This window comes from Priestia sp. TGN 0903, assembly GCF_050846855.1.
GTDB lineage: Bacteria > Bacillota > Bacilli > Bacillales > Bacillaceae_H > Priestia > Priestia zanthoxyli.
Map to the genome: position 1 here is coordinate 254,568 of NZ_JBOZGL010000006.1, position 22,784 is coordinate 277,351.

General features: G+C 39.2%; 24 protein-coding genes. 9 read left to right on the forward strand and 15 right to left on the reverse strand.

The annotated features are described in order from the left end of the window. The 3 genes from ACRPLY_RS20735 to ACRPLY_RS20745 form a co-directional block, all read right to left on the reverse strand. A complete protein-coding gene (locus ACRPLY_RS20735) occupies positions 1-855 on the reverse strand; it encodes a 3-hydroxybutyryl-CoA dehydrogenase (protein ID WP_033580390.1) in 855 nt (284 codons plus the stop codon). Positions 856-870: 15 nt separating this feature from the next. After that, positions 871-2,034, reverse strand: coding sequence for an acetyl-CoA C-acetyltransferase (locus tag ACRPLY_RS20740; RefSeq protein ID WP_028411968.1), 1,164 nt, complete (start codon positions 2,032-2,034; stop codon positions 871-873). Positions 2,035-2,138: 104 nt separating this feature from the next. Then, positions 2,139-4,250, reverse strand: a complete 2,112-nt coding sequence (locus ACRPLY_RS20745; RefSeq protein WP_325077561.1) for a (Fe-S)-binding protein — start codon at positions 4,248-4,250, stop codon at positions 2,139-2,141. 198 nt (positions 4,251-4,448) lie between these two features. On the opposite strand from ACRPLY_RS20745, the gene cls reads away from it, so the two are divergent. Continuing rightward, positions 4,449-5,642 (forward strand): cardiolipin synthase, encoded by a 1,194-nt coding sequence (cls, locus tag ACRPLY_RS20750; RefSeq protein ID WP_051137078.1) that lies wholly within the window; start codon positions 4,449-4,451, stop codon positions 5,640-5,642. Positions 5,643-5,666: 24 nt separating this feature from the next. Continuing rightward, on the forward strand, positions 5,667-6,620 hold the full coding sequence (gene uvsE / locus ACRPLY_RS20755; RefSeq protein WP_034263994.1) for a UV DNA damage repair endonuclease UvsE: 954 nt from the start codon (positions 5,667-5,669) through the stop codon (positions 6,618-6,620). A 32-nt stretch (positions 6,621-6,652) separates the two neighbouring features. On the opposite strand, the gene argS is transcribed toward uvsE, so the two are convergent. From argS to speE, 4 genes are all read right to left on the reverse strand, one after another. Next, positions 6,653-8,323 carry an arginine--tRNA ligase gene (argS, locus tag ACRPLY_RS20760; RefSeq protein WP_325077562.1) on the reverse strand — a complete coding sequence of 557 codons (1,671 nt, stop codon included), beginning with the start codon at positions 8,321-8,323 and terminating at the stop codon, positions 6,653-6,655. Beyond that, on the reverse strand, positions 8,320-8,760 hold the full coding sequence (locus ACRPLY_RS20765; protein ID WP_014457736.1) for a DUF1934 domain-containing protein: 441 nt from the start codon (positions 8,758-8,760) through the stop codon (positions 8,320-8,322). The genes argS and ACRPLY_RS20765 overlap by 4 nt, the downstream gene beginning before the upstream one ends. Before the next feature lie 189 nt (positions 8,761-8,949). After that, complete coding sequence (speB, locus tag ACRPLY_RS20770; protein ID WP_028411962.1) at positions 8,950-9,828, reverse strand: agmatinase; 879 nt, start codon at positions 9,826-9,828, stop codon at positions 8,950-8,952. A 75-nt stretch (positions 9,829-9,903) separates the two neighbouring features. Continuing rightward, on the reverse strand, positions 9,904-10,731 hold the full coding sequence (gene speE / locus ACRPLY_RS20775) for a spermidine synthase (RefSeq protein ID WP_013059843.1): 828 nt from the start codon (positions 10,729-10,731) through the stop codon (positions 9,904-9,906). 266 nt (positions 10,732-10,997) lie between these two features. Between speE and ACRPLY_RS20780 the strand changes: the two genes are divergently transcribed. Beyond that, a complete protein-coding gene (locus ACRPLY_RS20780; RefSeq protein WP_028411961.1) occupies positions 10,998-13,064 on the forward strand; it encodes a transglycosylase domain-containing protein in 2,067 nt (688 codons plus the stop codon). 38 nt (positions 13,065-13,102) lie between these two features. Here ACRPLY_RS20780 and ACRPLY_RS20785 read toward each other — a convergent pair whose 3' ends face one another. Continuing rightward, the gene (locus tag ACRPLY_RS20785) at positions 13,103-13,615 is read right to left on the reverse strand and encodes a YwhD family protein (RefSeq protein WP_325076959.1); all 513 of its coding nucleotides are present in this window, start codon (positions 13,613-13,615) and stop codon (positions 13,103-13,105) included. A 16-nt stretch (positions 13,616-13,631) separates the two neighbouring features. Then, positions 13,632-14,279, reverse strand: coding sequence for a site-2 protease family protein (locus ACRPLY_RS20790; RefSeq protein ID WP_028411960.1), 648 nt, complete (start codon positions 14,277-14,279; stop codon positions 13,632-13,634). Between the two features lie 273 nt (positions 14,280-14,552). Between ACRPLY_RS20790 and ACRPLY_RS20795 the strand changes: the two genes are divergently transcribed. Further along, entirely contained in the window at positions 14,553-14,738 is a 186-nt protein-coding gene (locus ACRPLY_RS20795) for a 2-hydroxymuconate tautomerase (protein WP_013085497.1), read from the forward strand. 46 nt (positions 14,739-14,784) lie between these two features. On the opposite strand, the gene ACRPLY_RS20800 is transcribed toward ACRPLY_RS20795, so the two are convergent. From ACRPLY_RS20800 to ACRPLY_RS20810, 3 genes are all read right to left on the reverse strand, one after another. After that, positions 14,785-15,294, reverse strand: coding sequence for a YwgA family protein (locus ACRPLY_RS20800; RefSeq protein WP_013085498.1), 510 nt, complete (start codon positions 15,292-15,294; stop codon positions 14,785-14,787). Positions 15,295-15,317: 23 nt separating this feature from the next. Beyond that, the gene (locus tag ACRPLY_RS20805; protein ID WP_013059849.1) at positions 15,318-16,625 is read right to left on the reverse strand and encodes an HD domain-containing protein; all 1,308 of its coding nucleotides are present in this window, start codon (positions 16,623-16,625) and stop codon (positions 15,318-15,320) included. 193 nt (positions 16,626-16,818) lie between these two features. Continuing rightward, positions 16,819-17,043, reverse strand: a complete 225-nt coding sequence (locus ACRPLY_RS20810) for a DUF1450 domain-containing protein (protein ID WP_013059850.1) — start codon at positions 17,041-17,043, stop codon at positions 16,819-16,821. Positions 17,044-17,244: 201 nt separating this feature from the next. Between ACRPLY_RS20810 and ACRPLY_RS20815 the strand changes: the two genes are divergently transcribed. Together ACRPLY_RS20815 and ACRPLY_RS20820 are read left to right on the forward strand one after the other, a co-directional pair. Continuing rightward, a complete protein-coding gene (locus tag ACRPLY_RS20815; protein WP_033580385.1) occupies positions 17,245-17,919 on the forward strand; it encodes an RsfA family transcriptional regulator in 675 nt (224 codons plus the stop codon). Between the two features lie 128 nt (positions 17,920-18,047). Continuing rightward, positions 18,048-18,899 carry a lipoate--protein ligase family protein gene (locus tag ACRPLY_RS20820; protein ID WP_028411958.1) on the forward strand — a complete coding sequence of 284 codons (852 nt, stop codon included), beginning with the start codon at positions 18,048-18,050 and terminating at the stop codon, positions 18,897-18,899. Positions 18,900-18,930: 31 nt separating this feature from the next. Here ACRPLY_RS20820 and pta read toward each other — a convergent pair whose 3' ends face one another. Beyond that, positions 18,931-19,902: a phosphate acetyltransferase gene (pta, locus tag ACRPLY_RS20825; protein ID WP_013059853.1), complete on the reverse strand. Its 972-nt coding sequence runs from the start codon at positions 19,900-19,902 to the stop codon at positions 18,931-18,933. 276 nt (positions 19,903-20,178) lie between these two features. Between pta and hemQ the strand changes: the two genes are divergently transcribed. The 3 genes from hemQ (at position 20,179) to gerQ (ending at position 22,010) form a co-directional block, all read left to right on the forward strand. Continuing rightward, positions 20,179-20,922 carry a hydrogen peroxide-dependent heme synthase gene (gene hemQ / locus ACRPLY_RS20830; RefSeq protein WP_013059854.1) on the forward strand — a complete coding sequence of 248 codons (744 nt, stop codon included), beginning with the start codon at positions 20,179-20,181 and terminating at the stop codon, positions 20,920-20,922. A 156-nt stretch (positions 20,923-21,078) separates the two neighbouring features. Further along, a complete protein-coding gene (locus tag ACRPLY_RS20835; RefSeq protein ID WP_016765947.1) occupies positions 21,079-21,501 on the forward strand; it encodes a cell wall hydrolase in 423 nt (140 codons plus the stop codon). 26 nt (positions 21,502-21,527) lie between these two features. After that, the gene (gene gerQ, locus ACRPLY_RS20840; RefSeq protein WP_028411957.1) at positions 21,528-22,010 is read left to right on the forward strand and encodes a spore coat protein GerQ; all 483 of its coding nucleotides are present in this window, start codon (positions 21,528-21,530) and stop codon (positions 22,008-22,010) included. Between the two features lie 24 nt (positions 22,011-22,034). On the opposite strand, the gene ACRPLY_RS20845 is transcribed toward gerQ, so the two are convergent. Further along, complete coding sequence (locus ACRPLY_RS20845; RefSeq protein WP_013059856.1) at positions 22,035-22,406, reverse strand: DUF423 domain-containing protein; 372 nt, start codon at positions 22,404-22,406, stop codon at positions 22,035-22,037. Between the two features lie 15 nt (positions 22,407-22,421). Then, a complete protein-coding gene (locus ACRPLY_RS20850) occupies positions 22,422-22,739 on the reverse strand; it encodes a YwdI family protein (RefSeq protein WP_028411956.1) in 318 nt (105 codons plus the stop codon). Positions 22,740-22,784: the final 45 nt, after the last annotated feature.

A 22,784-nucleotide genomic window follows, 5' to 3' on the forward strand; every position in this document is an offset into this window, starting at 1 on the left:
TTATGTTTCGTACGTAAAAAATCCTTTTCCTGTTTTTCGACCAAGCCATCCTGCCTTTACATATTTCCTAAGCAATGGACAAGGACGATATTTGTCATCACCAAACCCTTTATGGAGCGTTTCCATAATAAACAAACATGTATCGAGGCCGATGAAATCTGCTAATGTCAAAGGTCCCATTGGATGGTTCATTCCTAGTTTCATCACTTGATCAATATCCTCTTCGTTTGCTACACCTTCATAGAGCGTAAACACAGCTTCGTTAATCATTGGCATTAAAATTCGATTTGAAACAAACCCTGGAAAATCATGAACTTCCACCGGGGTTTTATTTAATTTTTTTGTTGTTTCATAGACTGCTTGATACACTTCATCAGCAGTAGCCAGCCCTCTAATAATTTCAACGAGCTTCATCACGGGAACAGGATTCATAAAGTGCATGCCAATTACTTTTTCAGGTCGAGTGGTCACAGCTGCAATTTCAGTAATAGGAAGCGAAGACGTGTTGGTTGCTAAAATAGTATGACTCGGGGCTAACGAATCCAACTCCGCAAAAATGGCTTGCTTGACTTCCATCTTTTCCACAACCGCTTCGACGATTAAATCTGCTTTTTGTGCTGCTGTTATTTCATTTGCCAAGTGAAGGCGCTCCATAATCCCTTCATATTCCTTAGCTGAGAGAGAACCTTTTTCCACCTGTTTTTTCAGACGTTTATCAATACCTTCTATTCCTTTTTGTGTATTTTTTTGATCAACGTCATACAAAGAAACTTGATATCCGCTCGCAGCAAATACTTGCGCAATGCCTGCTCCCATCTGACCTGCTCCAATAACCATAACTGTTTCAATATTCAAGTTGATCTCCCCCTTTTACACTTCTACCATGATGGCATCACCTTGGCCGCCGCCGCTGCAAATAGAAGCAATGCCTAGTCCGCCGCCTCGTCGTCTTAATTCATGAATGAGCGTTACAACAATACGGGCGCCGCTTGCTCCAATCGGATGTCCAAGTGCCACTGCCCCGCCGTTCACATTTACTCTTTCAGCCGGAAGCCCTGCAATCTCCATACTCATTAATGCTACTGCTGAAAAAGCTTCATTGATTTCAAACAGCGCAATATCGTCTACTGTCTTCTTTGTTTTTTGCAGTAGCTTGTTAATAGCAAACCCAGGCGTTTTCGGAAATTCCCTTGGCTCCATCGCAAGAGAAGTATGGTTTATAATCGTAGCCAACGGCTCATAGCCATTTGCTTTCGCCACATCTTCATCCATTAGCATGAGCGCAGCTGCTCCGTCATTCACGCTAGGTGCATTTCCTGCTGTAATGGTTCCACTGTGGCCAAATACAGGCCGAAGAGACGAGAGTTTTTCTAACGACGTATCTTTTCTTGGTCCTTCATCTTTTTGAACCGTTATCGTTCCTTTTTTAGACGGAATATCAACTGAAATTCTTTCTGCATCCCATCTCCCTTTTTCTTCTGACTCTACCGCTAATTGATGACTGCGAAGCGCCCATTCATCCTGCTTTTCTCGGGAAATATTCATTTCAGAAGCTATTTGATTTCCATACGTACCCATTTGCACCCCTGTAAAGCTGCATGTCAAACCGTCATGAACCATCAAATCCGTCACCACGCTATCTCCCATCCGGAATCCCCATCTTGCTTTTGGAAGAAGATACGGCGCGTTACTCATCGATTCCATTCCACCTGCAATGATTGTTTTTGCTTCTCCTAATCGAATCAGCTGATCAGCAGTTGTAATACTGCGCATACCCGATGCACAAACTTTATTAATGGTTTCCGTCTCTACTTGCCACGGTAAACCTGCATAATGCATGGCTTGCCTAGAAGGTAGCTGTCCTTGGCCCCCTTGCAGCACGCACCCCATAATAACGGAATCAATTTCTGTACGTCCCTTTGATGCTGCTTGAATCGCTCTCCCCCCTAGTTCTGCCGCTTTTAGTCCGCTTACGCTGCCACCTAATTTTCCAAAAGGTGTTCGAACTGCACTCACAATAACTGTTTTCCCCACTATTGTTTCCTCCCCTTTTTCCTACTCTTTGTCCTTGCCGATTGAACGCTTGCTCAATTTCCTTTCTTTAAAAAGTAGAGATGAATACCATCTCTACTTCTCCTTTATGAAACCTGTTCTTGCACGTCACCATAAATTGACTTTTCAAGCAGTTCTGCTACGTCATACGTATGAACCTTTTCTTCTACTTCTTTTGCTTTTGTTCCGTCACTTAGCATCGTTAAGCAGTACGGACAACCTGAACTGATAATGCTTGGATTAACGGCTAAGGCTTGTTCCGTGCGCGCTACGTTAATGCGCTGGCCGGTCGTTTCTTCCGTCCACATTAACCCTCCTCCTGCTCCACAGCACATACCATTTTCACGGTTGCGATCCATTTCAATCAAACTAACACCTGGAATCGCTTTCAAAATTTCTCTTGGTGGACTGTATACTTCGTTATATCTTCCTAAATAACAGGAATCATGGAAGGTAATTTTTTCATTAACCGCATGTTTTGGTGTCAGCTTACCTTCTTTCACCAATATAGCTAATAATTCTGTGTGATGATACACTTCTCCTTCAAAACCGAAATCTGGATATTCATTTTTGAAGATATTGTAAGCATGTGGATCAATCGTAACAATTTTTTTGATTTCATTTTTTTCAAATTCAGCGATATTTTTAGAAGCTAACTCTTGGAATAAAAATTCATTGCCCAACCTGCGGGGCGTATCACCAGAATTTTTTTCTTTATTTCCTAAAATCGCAAATGAAACACCAGCTTCATTGAGAAGCTTAGCAAACGATAGAGCGATTTTTTGACTGCGGTTATCATAAGATCCCATCGAACCTACCCAGAACAAATACTCAAACGTTTCACCCGCTTTACTTACTTCTTTAACAGTCGGAATGTGAACATCTTCTCTTACATGTCGCCATTCTTCACGCTCTTTTCGGTTTAATCCCCAAGGGTTTCCTTGACGCTCAATATTCGTCATGGCACGCTGAGCATCCGCGTCCATCTTTCCTTCGGTTAATACTAAAAAACGTCGTAAATCTATGATCTTATCTACATGCTCGTTCATTACGGGACATTGATCTTCACAGTTTCGGCACGTTGTACATGCCCAAATTTCTTCTTCCGTAATGACATCTCCAATTAGGGCGGGATTATATTCCGCTGTTGCTGCGGCTTCTGCTCCGCCTTGGCTGGCCGCCATCATCGCCAGCTGATTTCCTTTTGTTTTAGAGAATGCATACGTAGGAACCCAAGGAGCCTTAGATGTCACAACCGCTCCTTTTTCTGTTAAGTGATCGCGCATCTTCAAAATTAAATCCATTGGAGACAAAATTTTCCCCGTACCCGTTGCCGGACACATATTCGTACATCGACCGCATTCTACACAGGCATATAAATCAATGAGCTGATGCTGCGTGAATTCTTCAATCTTACCAACCCCAAACGTCTCCTGCGTCTCATCTTCAAAATCAATCTTTTCAAGCTTACCTGGCTTAGAAACACGGTTAAAAAATACGTTAGCCGGTCCAGCCAGTAAATGAGCATGTTTTGATTGAGGAACATATACTAAAAACGTCAATAATACGGCTAAGTGAATCCACCATGAAACATAAAAAATGGAGATAGCGGCAGTATCATTGATTCCCTTAAACAAGATGGCAATAGATGACGCAATCGGTTCTGTCCATGCTGGTTCATGATTATGCCAGATGATTGACATGCCGTTTCCAACAAGCACTGACAGCATAAGTGCTCCAATAAAAATCAGTACTAAACCAGATTTAAATCCTCTTTTTAAACGCACAAGCTTTTCTACATAGCGACGGTGAAAAGCCCAGACAACTGCTACTAAAATCAAAAACGTCACAATTTCTTGGAAAAATGTAAAGCCGGGATATAAAGGTCCAAGCGGCAAATGTTTACCTGGAAGCAAACCTTTTATAATGAAGTCTAACGCGCCGAACTGAACTAAAATAAACCCATAAAAAAACATGACGTGCATAATTCCACTTTTTTTATCTTTTAACAGTTTCTTTTGTCCAAACACATTCACCCAAATTTTTTGCAGCCTTTCTTTTAACCGCTGATCAAATTCAACTTTTTTTCCTAATTGAATGTACTCAATGCGTGTGCGAATTAAATATACAAACAAAGAGATAGCGTAAGCGGTTACAATAATAAAAAAGAGAAAATTCACCCACAGCAACCCTGTCATCTCGTCCCCTCCTTGAATAATTTGTTACCTTTCTTTCCTCCTGACGACTAAATTTTCTGATAATATATCTGTTTTCATTGTATATAATGAATGAGCATTCAGTCAATATCTTTTCGTTCTTTTGTTCATATTCTATTTAAACAAGGTGACACTAAGAACAACATAAAATGTATTTACATCGGGAAAAGAGGTGACATGATGAGCGGCATGATTGTGATTTTACTTTTTATTATTTTTATTGCTTGGCTTGCAATTGACCTTGGTGTTGGAAAGAAAGTATTTTCCCAGGCTGAAAATACTTTTCCAAAACGCCGTGCTTCTCTCTTTTTGTTCGCAGACGGGAATGTCTTGTATAAAGATTTATTTCACGAAATAGAAAATGCCTCTTCATTTATCCATTTATCGTTTTACATTGTACAAAATGATGAAATTAGCCAAGAATTTTTAGATTTACTAGTCCAAAAAGCACAGCAAAATGTTGAAGTCAGATTATTGGTAGACCGTGTAGGAAGCTATAAAATCAAGAAAAACAAAATTGCATTCTTAAAGAAACAAGGTGTTCATTTTGCTTACAGTCGAACGCTACGGTGGCCTTATTTGTTTTATACACTCAACGCACGCAATCACCGTAAAATGGCTGTTATTGATGGGAAAGTTGGCTACATTGGCGGTTTTAATATTGGAAGAGAATATTTAGGACTCGACGCCAAGCTTGGGGTGTGGAAAGATTACCACCTGCGTATGGAAGGGGAAGGTATACAAGACCTTCAAATGCAACTATTGAGCGACTGGTATGCTGCTACCGGCTTAGACCTGCGTAAAGTGGAAAGATACTTTCCACCAACCTCTGAAGGAGACTATGTTATTCAGCTAAAGTCGACTGAAGGTTTTTCACTTGAAGAAAGCTTTTTATCGATTATCAACCAAGCCAATAGGGAATTGTACATAGGTACTCCTTATTTTATTCCAAGTGAACCTTTGATGAATGCTTTACTCCAAGCTCGTGCACGGGGAGTAAAAGTTCATATTTTAATTCCAATGCGTGCAGATCAACCGCTTGTTCATCATGCTGCGTTTGCTTATCTTCCCACATTACTTCAAGCAGGTTGTATGATTTATCAATATTATTACGGTTTTTACCATGCCAAAGTATTAATTGCAGACAATGTTATCTGCGATGTAGGAACGGCTAATTTTGATAAAAGAAGCTTGTTCTTAAATGCTGAAATCAACTGTTTAATCTATGATGCAACGTATATTGAAGAAGTAAAGAACAGCTTTAAAGCTTGTATGGGGGAATGCCCAATTTTGTCTTTAGAAGATGTCAAAAACCGAAAATGGAGTGAAAAACTAAAGCAAGGATTTGCAACCTTTATTTCTCCGTTACTTTAATGAACGAAAAGAGGAAGATTTATCATGAAAATTAGATTTGGCTATGTATCACATGCCCTGTCGCTTTGGGACTGCTCACCTGCTAAAACCCTCACGTTTACTAGATGGGGAAAAATGAAAAAAGATGAGAGGCTGGATAAGCTTCATCACGTCACAAAACAAAATTTGAATCATACTAAGCGCGCTTTGCATTTTAATATTGCCCACGAAATTATGCTGTATCGATTGTCATCTTCTCTTGTCCCTTTAGCTACTCATCCTGAAGTAGCTTGGAATTACATTGATGCGTTCCAAGAAGACTGGTCAGAGATAGGAGAATTGATTCGGAATCATCAGCTGCGCGTGAGTTTTCACCCCAATCAGTTCACATTATTTACAAGCGACAAAAAACACATTACAGAAAATGCGGTAAAAGATATGGATTATCACTATAGAATGCTTGAAGCGATGGGAGTAGCTGATCAAGCTCTTATTAATATTCATGTAGGAGGAGCTTATGGCAATAAAGAAAAAGCGATTGGTCGATTTCATGAAAACATTCAAACGCTGCCGCCTGCCATTAAAAAGCGCATGACTCTTGAAAACGATGATAAAACATACACAACTGAAGAAACATTAGCCGTATGCGAAAAAGAGAAAGTCCCTCTCCTCTTTGATTATCACCACCATAAAGCAAATGAAGGAGAAGAACCTCTTGACCTATTGCTCCCTCGTATCTTTGACACGTGGAAACATATCGGATTAAAACCAAAAGTACATATCTCTTCTCCTAAATCTGAAAAAGAATTTAGAAGTCACTCTGATTATGTCTCAACTGATTTCATCGCACCTTTTTTGCAAATAGCTAAAGATATGGGACAAGATTTTGACGTAATGATTGAAGCAAAGTTAAAAGATAAAGCGCTGCTAAAATTAGTGGAAGATTTAGCATCAATGAGAGGAGTAAAGCGTACGGGAGGCGCCACGCTTGTTTTTTAAATAAAAAAAGAGCCAAGAGGCTCTTTTTTTATTTACATTTTTTCAGGTGCTGAAACACCAATTAGTTTTAAGGAGTTTTGAAGCGTTACTTGAACAGCTTTCACTAGTTCAATACGCGCTTTACTTGTTTCAATATTATCGCTGTCTAATACTTTTTCTGCATTATAGAAGCTATGGAACGTAGAAGCAAGATCAAATACATAGTTCGTAATGCGGTGCGGAATACGTTTTGTTGCTGCTTCCGCTACGGCCTGAGGGAACTCTCCGATTTTCTTCAGCAGTTCCATTTCTTTTTCTGCACTAATTAATGAAAGGTCGGCGCCAGATGTTGATTGAATCGCCATCTCTTCACCTTGACGAAGAATACTGCAAATACGGGCATGAGCATATTGCGCGTAGTATACAGGATTTTCATTAGATTGAGAAACAGCTAAATCTAAATCAAAGTCTAAATGTGTATCCGCACTTCTCATCGCAAAGAAGTAGCGAGTTGCATCAAGGCCTACCTCTTCTACTAGGTCACGCATTGTTACTGCTTTACCTGTACGTTTGCTCATCTTCATTTTTTCGCCATTTTGATACAGTTGAACCATTTGAATAATTTCTACTTCCAGCGTATCTTTTTCATAACCAAGCGCTTGAATCGCCGCTTTCATACGAGGAATATATCCATGGTGGTCGGCTCCCCAAATATTAATTAGCTTATCAAATCCGCGTTGAATTTTGTCTTGGTGATACGCAATATCTGGCGTTAAGTACGTAAATGAACCGTCATTTTTAATTAACACACGGTCTTTATCATCACCAAATGTTGTAGAGCGGAACCACGTAGCACCTTCTTCTTCATATACGTGGCCTTGTTTTTTCAACGTTTCAAGTGCAACTGAAATTTTATCATTTTTATAAAGAGACGTTTCAGAATACCATACGTCAAATTTCACACGGAACTGTTCAAGATCACGCTTTAATTTAGCTAACTCATAATCTAATCCGTATTGACGGAAGAATTCAAAACGCTCTTCTTCAGAGGCGTTTACATACTTGTCTCCGTGCTCTTTTGCTAACTCTTTTCCGATGTTTATAATATCAGCACCATGATAGCCGTCTGCAGGCATTTCTTTCTCTAAACCAAGAGCCTGCATGTAGCGTGCTTCTACTGAATAAGCCAGGTTATTAATTTGGTTACCAGCATCATTGATATAGTATTCACGTGACACATCGTAACCTGCTTTTTCAAGAACATTACATAATGAGTCTCCAACTGCAGCACCGCGGGCATGTCCTAAATGTAAATCTCCTGTCGGATTAGCTGAAACAAACTCAACCTGTACTTTTTGTCCGTTCCCTACGTTTGTCTCACCGTATGCTTCACCAGCTTTTATAATCGTTGGAATAAGCTCTGTTAAATAAGAGTTATTCATATAAAAGTTGATGAATCCAGGGCCTGCAATGTCAATTTTTTCGATAGATGCTTTTGATTTATCGAAGTTTGCTACAAGCTCTTCAGCGATAACACGCGGTGCTTTTTTGGCAATACGAGCTAGCTGCATAGCCATATTGGTAGAATAATCACCATGTGTTTTATCTTTTGGTGTTTCTAATAGAACTTCTGGAAGTTCTGCTTTTTCAGCAAGTCCTGCTTTGACCACAGCATCTTGAATTTCAGCTTTTAATTTTTGCTGCACTTGTTCGACGATGTTCATTTTTTCTCCTCCTTGAATGTAATGGTTAACGCATATTTCCCGGTAGGCTGACCCTGTACTTCTAGATCATACGTTAAAAATAACCGACCCTTTTGAGTCATTTGTTTATATTCAATGTTATGAGCGAATGTTAGTAAATCCATACGTCCATAAGGGCTTATATAAGTTCCTTCGATCTGTACCTTTTTACGAAACGATTGCTTCATTTGAACAGCACCAGTTCGGTTAATTGATACTTCGTCTTCGCTAATTTTTACCATTGTTCTAATATCTCCGATTTCCTCTTGGCGCTCTGTGTATGTAAGATAAATTTTCGATCCTTTTTCATAATACATACCTTTTGCATTTACCGATGTTGTCTCTTTTCGGTGACCATCACGGATATCCGTCACAATTTTAACTTCAATGGGTTTTTTGACTTCTGAAGCGTTACTCACAAAAGACACTTCCTTATTAAAATGAATACGTTATAACTTAAATAGTATAAACATTCTAAAGAAAGAATTCAATAATACTTCAAAGGAAATATGATAGATAAGCCGAGAATTCCTTTTTTCACTGTGTTTGACGTACTCACATATCTCAAACAAAAAAGGCGGCCGTAGGCGGCCGCCTTTTTACTTTATTTATTTCTTTTGAACCCAGCCTAAGATCATTTCGCGAATAAGCTTGCTTGCTGTATTAGCTGTTTGTTCAGACGGATCATAAATTGGAGCTACTTCGACTAAATCTCCTCCGACAATACGAAGATCTGATTTAGCAATTGCGTGAATAGAAGCTAAAAGCTCTTTTGATGTGATACCGCCTGCATCTACTGTTCCTGTACCAGGAGCGTGCGCTGGATCTAATACATCGATATCAATTGTTACATAAACAGGACGACCTGCAAGTGTTGGTAGAATCTCTTTTAACGGCTCTAGAACTTCAAATTTTGAAATATGCATACCGTTTTCTTTTGCCCATTGAAATTCTTCTTTCATTCCTGAACGAATACCAAATGAATAAACATTCTCCGGTCCGATTAGTTCAGCAACTTTACGAATTGGAGTGGAATGAGAAAGTGGTTCTCCTTCATACTCTTCACGAAGGTCTGTGTGAGCATCCATATGGATAATGGCTAAATCCGGGTATTTTTTATACATAGCTTTCATAACAGGCCAAGAAACCAAATGCTCTCCGCCCATGCCTAATGGGAACTTGTCCGCTGCTAAAAGCTGGTCGATATACTCTTCAATTATGTTCAAGCTGCGCTGAGGATTCCCAAATGGAAGTGGAATATCTCCTGCATCAAAATATTTCACTTCTTCTAGCTCCCGATCTAAATACGGGCTGTATTCTTCTAATCCAATTGATACTTCACGAATACGAGTTGGGCCAAATCGTGAACCTGGACGATAGCTAACTGTCCAGTCCATTGGCATTCCGTAAAGAACCGCTTCACTTTCTTCAAAAACAGGGTGACTGCCAATAAATACATTACCTGAATAAGCTTCATCAAAACGCATATTTTGTTCCTCCTTCATTACTCATAGAAAAGATGCCAGCCTTAAACCTCTGGCATCTCACTTGTATGTGATAACTTATTTAATAAGATCTTGCACAAATTTAGGTAAGGCAAATGCCGCTTTGTGCAATTCTTTTGTGTAATATTTTGTATCAATATCAAAGAAACGATCTTCGCTTACTTCCAATGGATCATGTTTCTTTGAGCCCATTGTAAATGTCCATAAACCGCTTGGGTACGTTGGAATATTTGCTACGTATAGACGTGTAATCGGGAAGATTTCTCTTACATCACGCTGAACATTTGAGATAAGTTCTGGCGTGAACCAAGGGTTGTCCGATTGAGCAACAAAGATACCATCTTCTTTAAGTGCTTTTGAGATACCTGCATAGAATCCTTTTGTAAATAAATTCACAGCTGGACCTACTGGCTCTGTTGAATCCACTAAAATGACATCGTATTCGTTCTCGCTTTTAGCGATGTGCATAAATCCGTCATCTACTTGTACATCAACACGAGGATCTTCTAGTTTACCCGCAATTGAAGGTAAGAATTTTTTTGAGTACTCAATAACTTTTCCATCGATATCAACTAACGTCGCTTTTTTTACGCTTGGGTGTTTTAAGATTTCACGAATTACGCCTCCGTCTCCTCCACCTACAACTAGTACGTTTTCTGGATTTGGATGCGTAAATAACGGTACATGTGCAACCATTTCATGATAAACGAACTCATCTTTTTCTGTTGTCATAACCATACCGTCAAGTAGGAGCATGTTACCAAACTCTTCTGTTTCAACCATGTCTAATTTTTGAAACTCCGTTTGCTCTGTATGTAAAGTGCGATTAATTTTAGCTGTAATACCAAAGTTCTTTGTTTGCTTTTCTGTGAACCATAATTCCATTTCAAAATCTTCCCTTCTATTTTGAGAATTAACCTATGCATAGATTACCCTAACATAATTTATACAAACATGAAAAAAGTATAGATGAATTCAGCAAAAAAGCAAGTAAAATTTTTAGCAATGGAGGTTTAAAACCTCCTTTTCTATTTCATACTGATGATAGATACAAGCTTTAGAATCTACTTGCACCGCTCTTTTAATAGAATTTTGTTGTGTTGAAAGCAACATGTATGGTGCATAGTGACACATATTGGTGGTGAATAGAAATGGAAACGGTATTAACCGAACATTTAAAAAAGGCAAGACGCATCTTCCGAATTCTTCTCGTCCTTGGTATATTAGCGGGGGCTTTATTGTTGTTTGCCTACATAAGCATCTTTCTCTATGCCAAAATCGCTGGCCCCCCTCCGCTAAACGTTTCTCAAACAGCTGTTTTCTACTCAGCAAACGGTAAAGTTCTTGATGAAGTTCACAATGGACAAAAGCGCTACTGGGTTTCACTTAATCAAATTTCACCTTACGTAAAAGATGCGACTTTAGCCGTTGAAGATAAGCGCTTCTATGAGCATCACGGCTTTGATATGCATCGAATCGCCGGAGCAATTGTAGCTGATATAAAAGCTATGGGAAAAGTACAAGGTGCGAGTACTATTACTCAGCAGTATGCACGAAACTTGTTTTTAGAGCACGACAAAACGTGGACTCGAAAGCTTCAAGAAGCTCTGTATACGATTCGGTTAGAAATGAATTATAGCAAAGACCAAATTCTAGAAGGCTACATGAATACGATTTACTACGGCCATGGAGCTTATGGAATTGAAGCGGCAGCTAGGCTGTACTTTGATAAGCACGCCAAAAATTTGACGTTAAGTGAAGCGAGTATGTTAGCCGGTATTCCAAAAGGCCCTAGCTACTACTCTCCTCTTATTCATCAGGAAAATGCAAAAAAACGACAAAATATCATTTTATCTCTCATGAAAGAGGATGGAATTATTACGTCGAAGCAAGCAACAAAAGCGCTGGTAACTCCCCTAGCATTTTCAAAGCCTGCTGAAAAAGATCCTAACAAAGAAGACGCTTCTTACTTTATGGATGCAGCGCTAGCAGAATTAAAGCAAGATTTAGGCATTGATGAAACCATGATTTATACAAATGGACTTCGCGTTTATACAACGCTGGATGAAAAGATGCAGCGAACGGCAGAAGAAAAAATGAAAGATGTTATCAGCAGCTCTTCAGACGTACAAAGTGCATTTGTTGCGATGAATCCTAAAAATGGACAAGTGAAAGCTCTTATTGGTGGAAGAGATTATGAAAAGAGCCCGTTTAACCGCGCTACTCAAGCAGTAAGACAGCCTGGCTCAACGATGAAGCCATTTTTATACTATGCGGCATTAAAAGATGGTTTTACTGAATCCACTCCAATGAAAAGTGAAGAAACGACGTTCAAATTAGAAGATGGTGTTTCGACATACACGCCTAGTAACTATCACAATTATTATGCAGATGCGCCTATTACAATGGCTCAAGCCATCGCACTTTCAGACAATATTTATGCGGTCAAAACGCATTTGTTCATTGGGGAAAATCGCTTGATCGAAACCGCTAAAACACTTGGTATATCATCACCTTTAAAGAAAGTTCCATCTTTAGCTCTTGGAACTTCACCTGTCAAAGTCATTGATATGGTTAATGCGTACGGCATCTTTGCTAATGGCGGAAAAGAAATTCGTCCAACATTTATTAAACGAATTGAAACCCATGACGGAGAAGTTGTTTATCAAGCTCCTTCTGAACGGAAACAAGTCATTGATAGACGCTATGCTTTTCTTACTACCCATTTAATGACAGGCATGTTTAATCAAAAGCTAAATGGCTATACAACCGTCACAGGAAAGCCTATTTCTAAATATGTATCTCGTCCTTACGCGGGAAAATCCGGCACAACCTCTACGGATAGCTGGATGATTGGCTACTCTCCTCAGCTCGTTTCAGGCGTTTGGGTTGGATATGATCAAGGAAGGACAATGGATGATGTAGCTGAAAAAGGATACGCAAAAAAAATGTGGGCGCTATTTATGGAAGATGCTTTAAAAGGGAAGAAAAAAGAAAAGTTTAAAGCACCAAACGGATTAATGAGCGTCAACATTAATCCTCAAAATGGAAAGTTAGCATCCAAATCATGTCCTGTTCAATATAAAGCTTATTATTTAACTGGAACACAGCCTAAAACATATTGTACTGATCACATCGATCATGCAGCAAAAACGAAGAAAAAAGAGCGTGAAACAGAAGGTAAAAAATTTCACTGGTTCCCAAAATGGTTTGATTAAAAAAAGCTTAAGGCCTTGGCCTTAAGCTTTTTTTAGCATTACGATGTTTGAAGCGCTTCTTTTAAGTCATCATTAGATAACGTCCAGATTTCTTCATTATGAGACTTCAAAAACTCACGAAGCAAAGCCTTAGACTTGTTATCCATTTCTTCTACCATAATGCGTCGTTTTAAGGATTTATCCATTTTGTTTACATGTTCAGGAAGTGACTTATAGCCGCGGCGAATTTCACGATCAACGGTCATTTCACATGCTGTCATACCTGCGTAGTAAGGTCCTTCGTGCTTGCGATCAATCGTTACCCATACAAGCCAATATAACTTGCCGTTTGGCACCTCGTCTTTATTCGGTAAGAACTTAATTCCTTTTTCTACTACACTTCTGGCATGCATCGCACCAATATCGACAAATACTTCTTCATCGCTTGGGCAAACAAAAACCGGTGAAATGTTTTCTAAACTTAACGCTCCAACCCCGTAGCCGCCGTGGCCGTCGGTTGAATCGTCTTTTATGATATTAAATCCTATACTTTTCTTTTTTGGCTGAGTCATAGTAAGCCTCCTCTATTTAGTAAATCAGTGGTGCTAATATCTGCTGAAAGATATTCATCACAAACGTTGCTGCTCCGTTTAGAAGCGGCCAGATTACAATTCGATCCAGAGGTGTAATCACAAGAATCAAAAATACAAAAATACCCCAAGACTCATACTGCGTCATTTTGGCTCGCGTAGACGGCGGAACGAGATCTTCAATCACGCGGTAGCCGTCTAAAGGCGGAAAAGGCAACAAGTTAAATACGCCTAGTGTTAGGTTTATTTGAATAAATAATGTAAAAAAACGATAAAGCGCATCGTTGTCCACTGCGGCATTGTTCATCAAATAGTAAATAAGCAAGCCGATAAATGCCAACAACAAGTTGCTAAACGGTCCCGCTATCGATACTAGAATACCAGCTAAACGAGGCTTTTTAAAGAAATAGCGATTAACAGGAACCGGCTTCGCCCATCCAAAACCTGCGATAATTAACAAAAGCGTTCCAAATGGATCTAAATGTGCCAGCGGAGAAAGCGTTAGCCTTCCTTGCTTTTTAGCCGTGTGGTCTCCAAATAAATAAGCTACATACGCATGTGCAAACTCATGCAGTGTGAATGCAACAATAAGGGTCATCACCACGTAAGGAAGGTCTTGCAATGAAAAAGCTAAAAAATGTTCCACTCTTTATCTCCTTTATTTTAAAATAATTTCTACACATCATATCTACTAAATAAACCGTTTGCTTAGGAAGAAGGATACAAGACTTCTTGAATATGGCCTCAAAGGTCTCAAAAACCAGACATGGGCTCCCTATGTCCCCACCTGGTTTTTAGCATCGATGTTATGATAAAAAGTATACTACAGATTATGACCTGCATCACTACCTCATACTGTCATTTTATTCAGAAAACGGGTACACTAATCATATACTGACCAAAAAGGAGTGTACACATTATGCCAGTTGTAACTGTTAAGATGCTTGAGGGCCGTACAGATGATCAAAAAAGAGCTCTTGTTGAAAAAGTAACGGATGCTGTTGTAGAAACAACAGGTGCATCACCTGAAAAAGTATCGATTATCATCGAAGAAATGTCTAAAAACCATTACGCTGTAGCGGGCAAGCGCATGAGCGATCAATAACGCCTACATAAAAAAAATGCCATAGGAGTTGACCTATGGCATCTTTTTAATGTACAGACAGAGTTGCCTGAAGTTTTTCAATATATTCGTATGCTTCTGCAATGTCTTCTTCTGTATAGTTTTGCTTACGCTTTAACGTAAACACTTTTTCTTTTACTTCTTCTTTAGGTAAGTTATCAAAATATAAAATCGTAGAGACGAGCTCCAAAAATTTAGAGCTTTGCTCGTTCATATCCTTCATACATTCCTGCAAGTGAGGAAGCTCTAAGTCATAGTGACTTAAAAATCCTTCTCCCGCTTCTGTTAATACGTAACGATACTGCATATACCCGCCTTTTTTCTCTTTAATTTCACTTAAAAAGCCCAAGTTACACAGCTCCTCAATTCGAAGCGTTAATTCCTCAGAATAAGGTCCAAAAAAGTGAAAATTATACTTTTCATAAAAAGGAAACTTCAGTTTTTTTCCGATAAATATCATCTTTTGTAACTTTTTTCTGCCAACAACTTCTCCCGCCGCGGAAAATACTTTCACAATCTTTGCGTGATCGTTTAACACAGCCCCTTCAACTCCTATACTATTTAACTCTGATCTCCTTTTAGTAAGTTTATAATCTGATCTTTAACTTTTCGCTTAGACGACAATTGATCAATGAGATCTTGTGGAAAATATAATTTATGATCGGTTCTCTTTTTCCCTGAAATTGCTTCAACAATCTCCGACTGACGTGATAATTCACGCACTTCATTATTTGGCATCAACAGATGAATCGGCAAACGTTCTTCCTCTTCACCCGGTCGATAAAAATCGTATGGTAGGTCGCTTGAAGAATCGACGACTAAATAATAATCTGGGTTAATGCCCGCTTTTTTAAAAAGTGTTGTAAGCTCCATCCACATTTTCATTTGTGAATTTGGATTAAACTCAATGTATTTAAAAAGCTGACGATTCATAAATCTTCGGCATAGATCAGATAAAATTTCATCCTCTTCTTCTTCCCATGCTTGAAAATAAAATAAAATAACAGATTCATCTAATTTCAAATACTCTTTTAGCGATATTTCTTCTTCAAAAATCGAATAAAAATGAGTAGGCTCCTGCTTGAACTCATAGTAATGATGATGGAGCTCTTTCGCGCGATGTAAAATTTTTGTCAAAATAACTTCAGCACTTCTCGTAACAGGATGAAAATACACTTGCCAGTACATTTGGTAGCGACTCATAATATAATCTTCAACCGCATGCATACCGCTGTGTTTAATCACGGCTTGGTCTTCCCGAGGACGCATAACACGAAGAATTCGTTCCATATCAAAGTGACCGTAGCTTACTCCTGTGTAATACGCATCACGCTGCAAATAATCCATGCGATCTGCATCAATTTGACTGGAAATTAAACTAACGACAAGCTTATTTTCATATGTTTTCGCGATTACTTCGGCCACTTTTTTAGGAAAATCCTTTCCCACTTTCGTCAACACTTGATTTACCTCCGTGTCACCTACGATAATGGCTTGTGTAAATTCTTCATGATCTAAGTGGAAAACCTTCTCAAATGAATGTGAAAACGGACCGTGACCTAAATCGTGCAGTAAAGCAGCACAAAGACAAAGAAGACGCTCATCTTCATTCCATTCAGGGCGTCCTTGAAAACCGTCGTCAATAATACGGCGCACAATTTCATAAACACCTAAGGAATGACTAAAACGGCTGTGTTCAGCCCCATGAAACGTTAAGTATGTCGTTCCTAGCTGTCTAATACGACGTAGCCTTTGAAATTCGGCTGTCCCAATTAGCTCCCAAATAACACGATCTCTTACATGGATATAGCGGTGAACAGGATCTTTAAATACTTTTTCTTCACTGAGTTTTTCATTAGGATATGTCATTTACATACCTCTCTATCTTCACTTTGTTGTTGCTATAATTTTTCGACACTCACTTCCTATTTTCCTATTCAGAATAAAAAATCACCTTGTCAAGCAACCAAGGTGATTTACCTAACAAACAAGGCGATTCTGTTTGTAAGAAGCTCGTTCGACAAATAAGTAGCAGAAAAGCAGCTATTTATTGTTTCACTATCTATTTTTTTACTTTTTTTTCAATCTTCTCGATTAATTCGTCCTCTGTTGGCGCTGCTACAGGACGGTTATTTACAAATGCAAATGACTTTTTACGTCCGGGTCCACAGTAAGACTGGCAACCGATTTGTACTTCAGCTTGTTCATCTATTTTTTTAAGTCGAGGTAACAACGTTTTGACGTTTGTTGCCTGACAATCATCACAAATTCTAAATTCATTTGCCATGTTGACACAATCCTTTCAAAATTGGTTCATCATTTTGTCTAAGGGGTATTTTACCCCTATTTGAAGTCCGATGCAAGTTAAAGAAGGAAGCAAAATCTATCATACTCCTAGAAGAAATGGTATAAAGTATGGATTTTTTGTACATGATGATACTACAAAACATGATTACTATGAGTCATGGAAAATAGAGGAGTGAACAAAGTGAAAGATAGACAAGATGCTTGGACAGAAGAAAACGACTTATTATTAGCTGAAACAGTATTGCGCCATGTCCGCGAAGGAAGTACGCAGTTGAATGCGTTTGAAGAAGTTGGAGATGAATTAAATCGAACTTCAGCAGCATGTGGATTCAGATGGAATGCTGTTGTACGCCATCAGTATGAAAAAGCACTGCAGCTAGCTAAAAAACAGCGAAAACAGCGTATGCGTGCACTTGGACAAGAGCAAGGCAAAAAGAAATTATTATATACGCCACCAGCATCTGTAGAGCATGTGGAACAAATGATGTCTGCGCCTACAGCAACATATAGCTTACCTGAAACACACGTAGAAAGAAGCAGCAGTGAGGAGCTTTCAATGGCTGATGTTATTCGCTTCTTGCAAACAATGCCAAATCAAGCGAGCAATTTACAAGCATTGCAAAGCGAAAACAAACGCTTGATGCAAGAAAATGCAGAGTTAGCTAAGAAAAACACAGAGTTGGAAAAACAAATTAAACATCTCGAAGCTAATGCTACTACTATTCAAGAAGACTATGAAACATTAATGCAAATCATGAACCGTGCGCGAAAGTTAGCTCTATTTGATGAAGAAGAGCGTTCTTCTACTACGTTTAAAATGGATCGTAACGGAAATCTTGAGAAAATGGCTGAATAAGCTACACGAACGAAGAAAGAGGGATGTCAAACTTGGCTCTGCTTTCTTCTTTTTCTATTTTACAGACAATGACCTGACGCCTTTATGCTATAATATGTTCGTTTACTGTTTATAAAGGGGTTTGAGATATGCAGCAGAATAGTTTGAAACTTTTAGCACAGCCCGCTTGGCGTATTATTGATCAATCCAGTCTAGGTCCTCATTTTGATGCCCGTCATTCTTTTGCCATCGATGACACGCTTTGTACAACCGTTGGAAGAGGTGAATCTCCAGCTGTCATGCGCTCATGGGTGCATCACGATACGATTGTATTAGGCATTCAAGATACAAAGCTCCCTCACCTGGCTGAAGGTGCAGCTTATTTACATGAACAAGGGTATAAAACAATCGTCCGCAATTCAGGCGGCCTCGCTGTCGTACTTGATCAAGATGTTCTAAACATTTCTTTAATTTTTCCAGATGCAGAAAAAGGAATTGATATTGATCGTGGCTATGAAGCCATGTTTGATTTGATTAAGGCCATGTTTGCATCTTACGGTACCGCAATTGAAGCGAAGGAAATCGTAGGATCCTATTGTCCCGGCAGCTTTGATTTGAGCATTCGCAATCAAAAATTTGCAGGCATTTCACAGCGACGCGTTCGCGGCGGTGTGGCCGTACAAATTTACTTATGCGTTAACGGAAGCGGCTCTAAACGCGCTTCTCTCATTCAAGAGTTTTACAAAAAAGGGCTCCAAAACACAGAAACTAAATTTTCATACCCAGATATCGAGCCTCATACAATGGCTTCTCTATCTGAACTATTACAGATTGATTTAACCGTTTCTGATGTCATGCTGCTTTTATTGCAAACACTGAATAGCATGAGCTCTTCTCTTGTAAATATGCCTTTAAATGCTACCGAACAAATGCTGTTTGAGACGCAGCTGCAGCGCATGTATGACCGCAATGAAAAAGCGTTGGGTTCATTAGCCGAATAAAAAAACTCCGCCCTAGGACGGAGTTTTTTTATTAAAGTGCTTGAGCAGCTGTGATTAAAGCAAGCTTGTACACATCTTCTTCGTTACAACCGCGAGATAGATCGTTTACCGGTTTGTTTAGACCTTGTAAGATTGGACCTACTGCTTCGAAGTTTCCTAAGCGCTGTGCAATTTTGTAACCAATGTTACCTGCTTCAAGGCTTGGGAATACAAATACGTTTGCATCTCCTTTGATCACTGAACCTGGTGCTTTCTTTTCAGCTACAGAGGGAACAAATGCTGCGTCGAATTGGAATTCGCCGTCTAATGTTACGCTTGGTGCTAATTCTTTTGCAATTTCTACTGCGTTTGCTACCTTTTCTGTTTCCGGAGATTTTGCTGATCCTTTTGTTGAGAAGCTTAGCATAGCAACACGAGGATCGATATCGAACATTTCAGCTGTACGAGCACTTTCGATAGCAATTTCAGCTAAATCTTGGCTGTCAGGTGAAATATTAATTGCACAGTCAGCAAATACGTATTTTTGATCGCCGCGAACCATGATAAATACGCCAGATGTTTTCTTAACACCTTGTCTTGTTTTGATAATTTGTAGAGCAGGTCGCACCGTGTCTGCTGTAGAATGAGCAGCTCCGCTTACAAGACCGTCAGCTTTGTTCATATGAACAAGCATTGTGCCAAAATAATTTTCATCTAATAAAATTTTGCGAGCATCTTCTTCTGTTGCTTTGCCTTTACGACGCTCAACAAATGCTGCCACCATTTCATCAAATTCAGAGTAGCTTTGAGGATCTAAAACCTCAACACCGTCTAATTTTACGTTTAATTCTGCTGCTTTTGATGCTACCGCGTCTTTATTTCCAACAACGATAGGCTTTAAGATATTGTCGGCAGCTAAACGAGAAACAGCACCTAATACGCGCTCATCTAATCCCTCTGGGAATACGATTGATACATCGCTAGCTGATACTTTTTGTTTTAAACCTGTAAATAAATCACTCAAAGTAAATCCTCCTCGATATGTAAAAAACTTTTCTCATAATAGGATACTCCACTTTTTTTAAAAATCAAAGGCATGTCCTTCAAGAATCCATGATTACGAAAAAGTCTTTTAATTCTTAATTTTCCGCTAACACTCAAAATAAAACCTGTTTTTACTTTGCAACAATTGTTTAAAGTTTAGTCACAAAATCACAGGTTTTTCATTCCAGTTCTTCGGACAAACTATGATATAGTAGAATTGGAATTTATCATAATCGGACAATAGGAGTGAAACGAAATGGCAGAAGCAGCACAAACATTAGACGGTTGGTATGCACTTCATGATTTCCGTTCAATCGATTGGGGCGCTTGGAAGCAGTTATCAAGCGACGATCGCCAAGCGGCCATCCATGAATTTTTAGGTTTGATTGAGAAATGGAAAGGAACTGAAGCTGAAAAGCAAGGCAGTCATGCTTTATATACCATTGTCGGCCAAAAAGCAGATTTTATGCTAATGCTTGTTCGTCCTACTATGGAAGAACTAAATGAAATTGAAACAGAATTTAACAAAACAAAGCTTGCTGAGTTTACCATTCCTACTTATTCATATGTATCAGTAGTTGAATTAAGCAACTACTTACCTGCTGGGGAGGATCCTTATGAAAATCCTCAAATCCAAGCTAGACTATATCCAACTTTACCAAAAGCTAGTCACGTTTGCTTTTATCCAATGGATAAACGTCGTCAAGGAAATGACAATTGGTACATGCTTCCTATGGAAGAACGACGCAGCTTAATGCGCAGCCACGGAATGATTGGACGTCAATACGCTGGAAAAGTAAAGCAAATCATTACGGGTTCTGTTGGGTTTGATGATTATGAGTGGGGCGTTACTCTTTTTGCAGATGACGTTCTTCAATTTAAAAAATTAGTATACGAAATGCGTTTTGACGAAGTAAGTGCTCGCTACGGGGAATTTGGCAGCTTCTTTGTCGGAAATTTATTAAAAGAAGAAGCTATTGCACGCTTTTTACACGTTTAAACTAAGCTGCAAAAGCGTTCATCTCTTTTATAAAATTTAGTATATAAAAAACCTGTTTCCACTTGGAAACAGGTTTTTTTATTTTCTACCCATGGCATATTCGCATCTACAGGACCATATATATACAACAGTGTCACAAGTAAGCGAGGTGGGATAATGGCAGTCGTTGCACACAACGAAGAAGATGTTAAGCTCCTAGCCAGACTCATTCGAGCTGAAGCTGAAAGTGAAGGAAAACAAGGGATGTTACTGGTAGGAAATGTAGGCGTGAACCGCGCTAAAGCTCCCTGTTTGGATTTTAGAAATATAAGAACCATTCGTCAGATGGTATTTCAAAACCCAGGCGGATTTGAAGCAACTCAAAAAGGCTACTTTTATCAGCGTGCCCGCCAGTCTGAAATTACACTTGCACGACGTGTATTAAGAGGGGAACGTTTTAACCCCGCGGAAAACTCACTGTGGTTTTTCAAGCCCAGCGGCGACTGTCCTGCTCAATGGTATAACCAAAATAACACAGGACGATTTAAATCTCACTGTTTCTTTGCACCAACTCAAGCTGATTGTCCAGGAGTTTACTAATTTCTTTTTGTTTGAAGGAGGTTCCTATGAAAAAACCAAAGTCTAATCAACCGCAACAGCAATATATGCAAAATCCGTATATGAGTCCAAACTACCCTTATTATATGCCTCAGCCGCAGCAGCCCCAGCCAGGCGGCCAGCCGCAGGTTCAAGGGCAAAGCCAAGGAGGGCCACCCCCTACCTCTTCTGGAGGCAGTGGTGCCCCGCAAGACCCAAATCAACTGCCTATTGAAGAATCATATATTGAAAATATTTTACGTTTAAATCGAGGAAAAATAGCGACTGTATATATGACGTTTGAAAATAATACGCAGTGGAACGCGAAGGTCTTTAGAGGTATTATTGAAGCGGCCGGACGCGATCATATCATTTTAAGCGATCCACAGACTGGAACGCGCTATGTACTGCTTATGGTTTATCTTGATTACATTACCTTCGATGAAGAAATTAAATACAATTATCCATTTGGCGGTGGAGGCCAACAGTTGAGCAATTATTCTCCGCGTTAAAAAAACCCCTTTTCAGGGGTTTTTTTATAGCCATTTTACAGCTGCAACAACAATTAAAATCCAGGCTACAATAAAAGCAACTCCACCTAGGGGAGTAATCGCGCCAAGAACTTTAATACCGGACGTACTTAATACATAGAGACTGCCTGAAAACAGCACAATCCCTGCAAACATAATCCAGCCCGAAGCTGTTAACAAAGAAGACTGAGGAAATTTGCTTAATAAAAACGCAATAACGAACAGCCCCATTGCATGGAACATTTGGTACTGCACTCCTGTTTTCCATACCTCTAAATACTTCTCTGAGATTTTCCCTTCTAACCCGTGTGCTCCAAAGGCACCAAGAGCAACCGCTAACATCGCATTGATTGCACCGATTATTAAAAATAGTTTCATGTTTTTCTCCTCACTTTAGAAATCAAACAAACTATCGCCGTTTGCATCATCTGATTTCAATTTCGTTCCTTCAAAATTAGGTTTGGATGACTGAATAATCTGTTGCTGCATAATCTCAGGCGATTGCATAATTTCCGGTGAAGACATGACAACAGGTTTTGAAACCGAGACAGGTTTCGATGCTGAAACCTCTTCATTTTGATCTAATGCAAGCTCACACAGTGCTTTGATAGCAACCAATTGATCTCGAACGTTCCCACTATTCGAATGGTGCTTCGCTTTTTGTACTTCTGCACTAATTTTATCAAGGAGCTGCGCCATTTTTATATCCATGTAGACACCTCATCTTACATTCAATATGACTTTATACAGCTATTT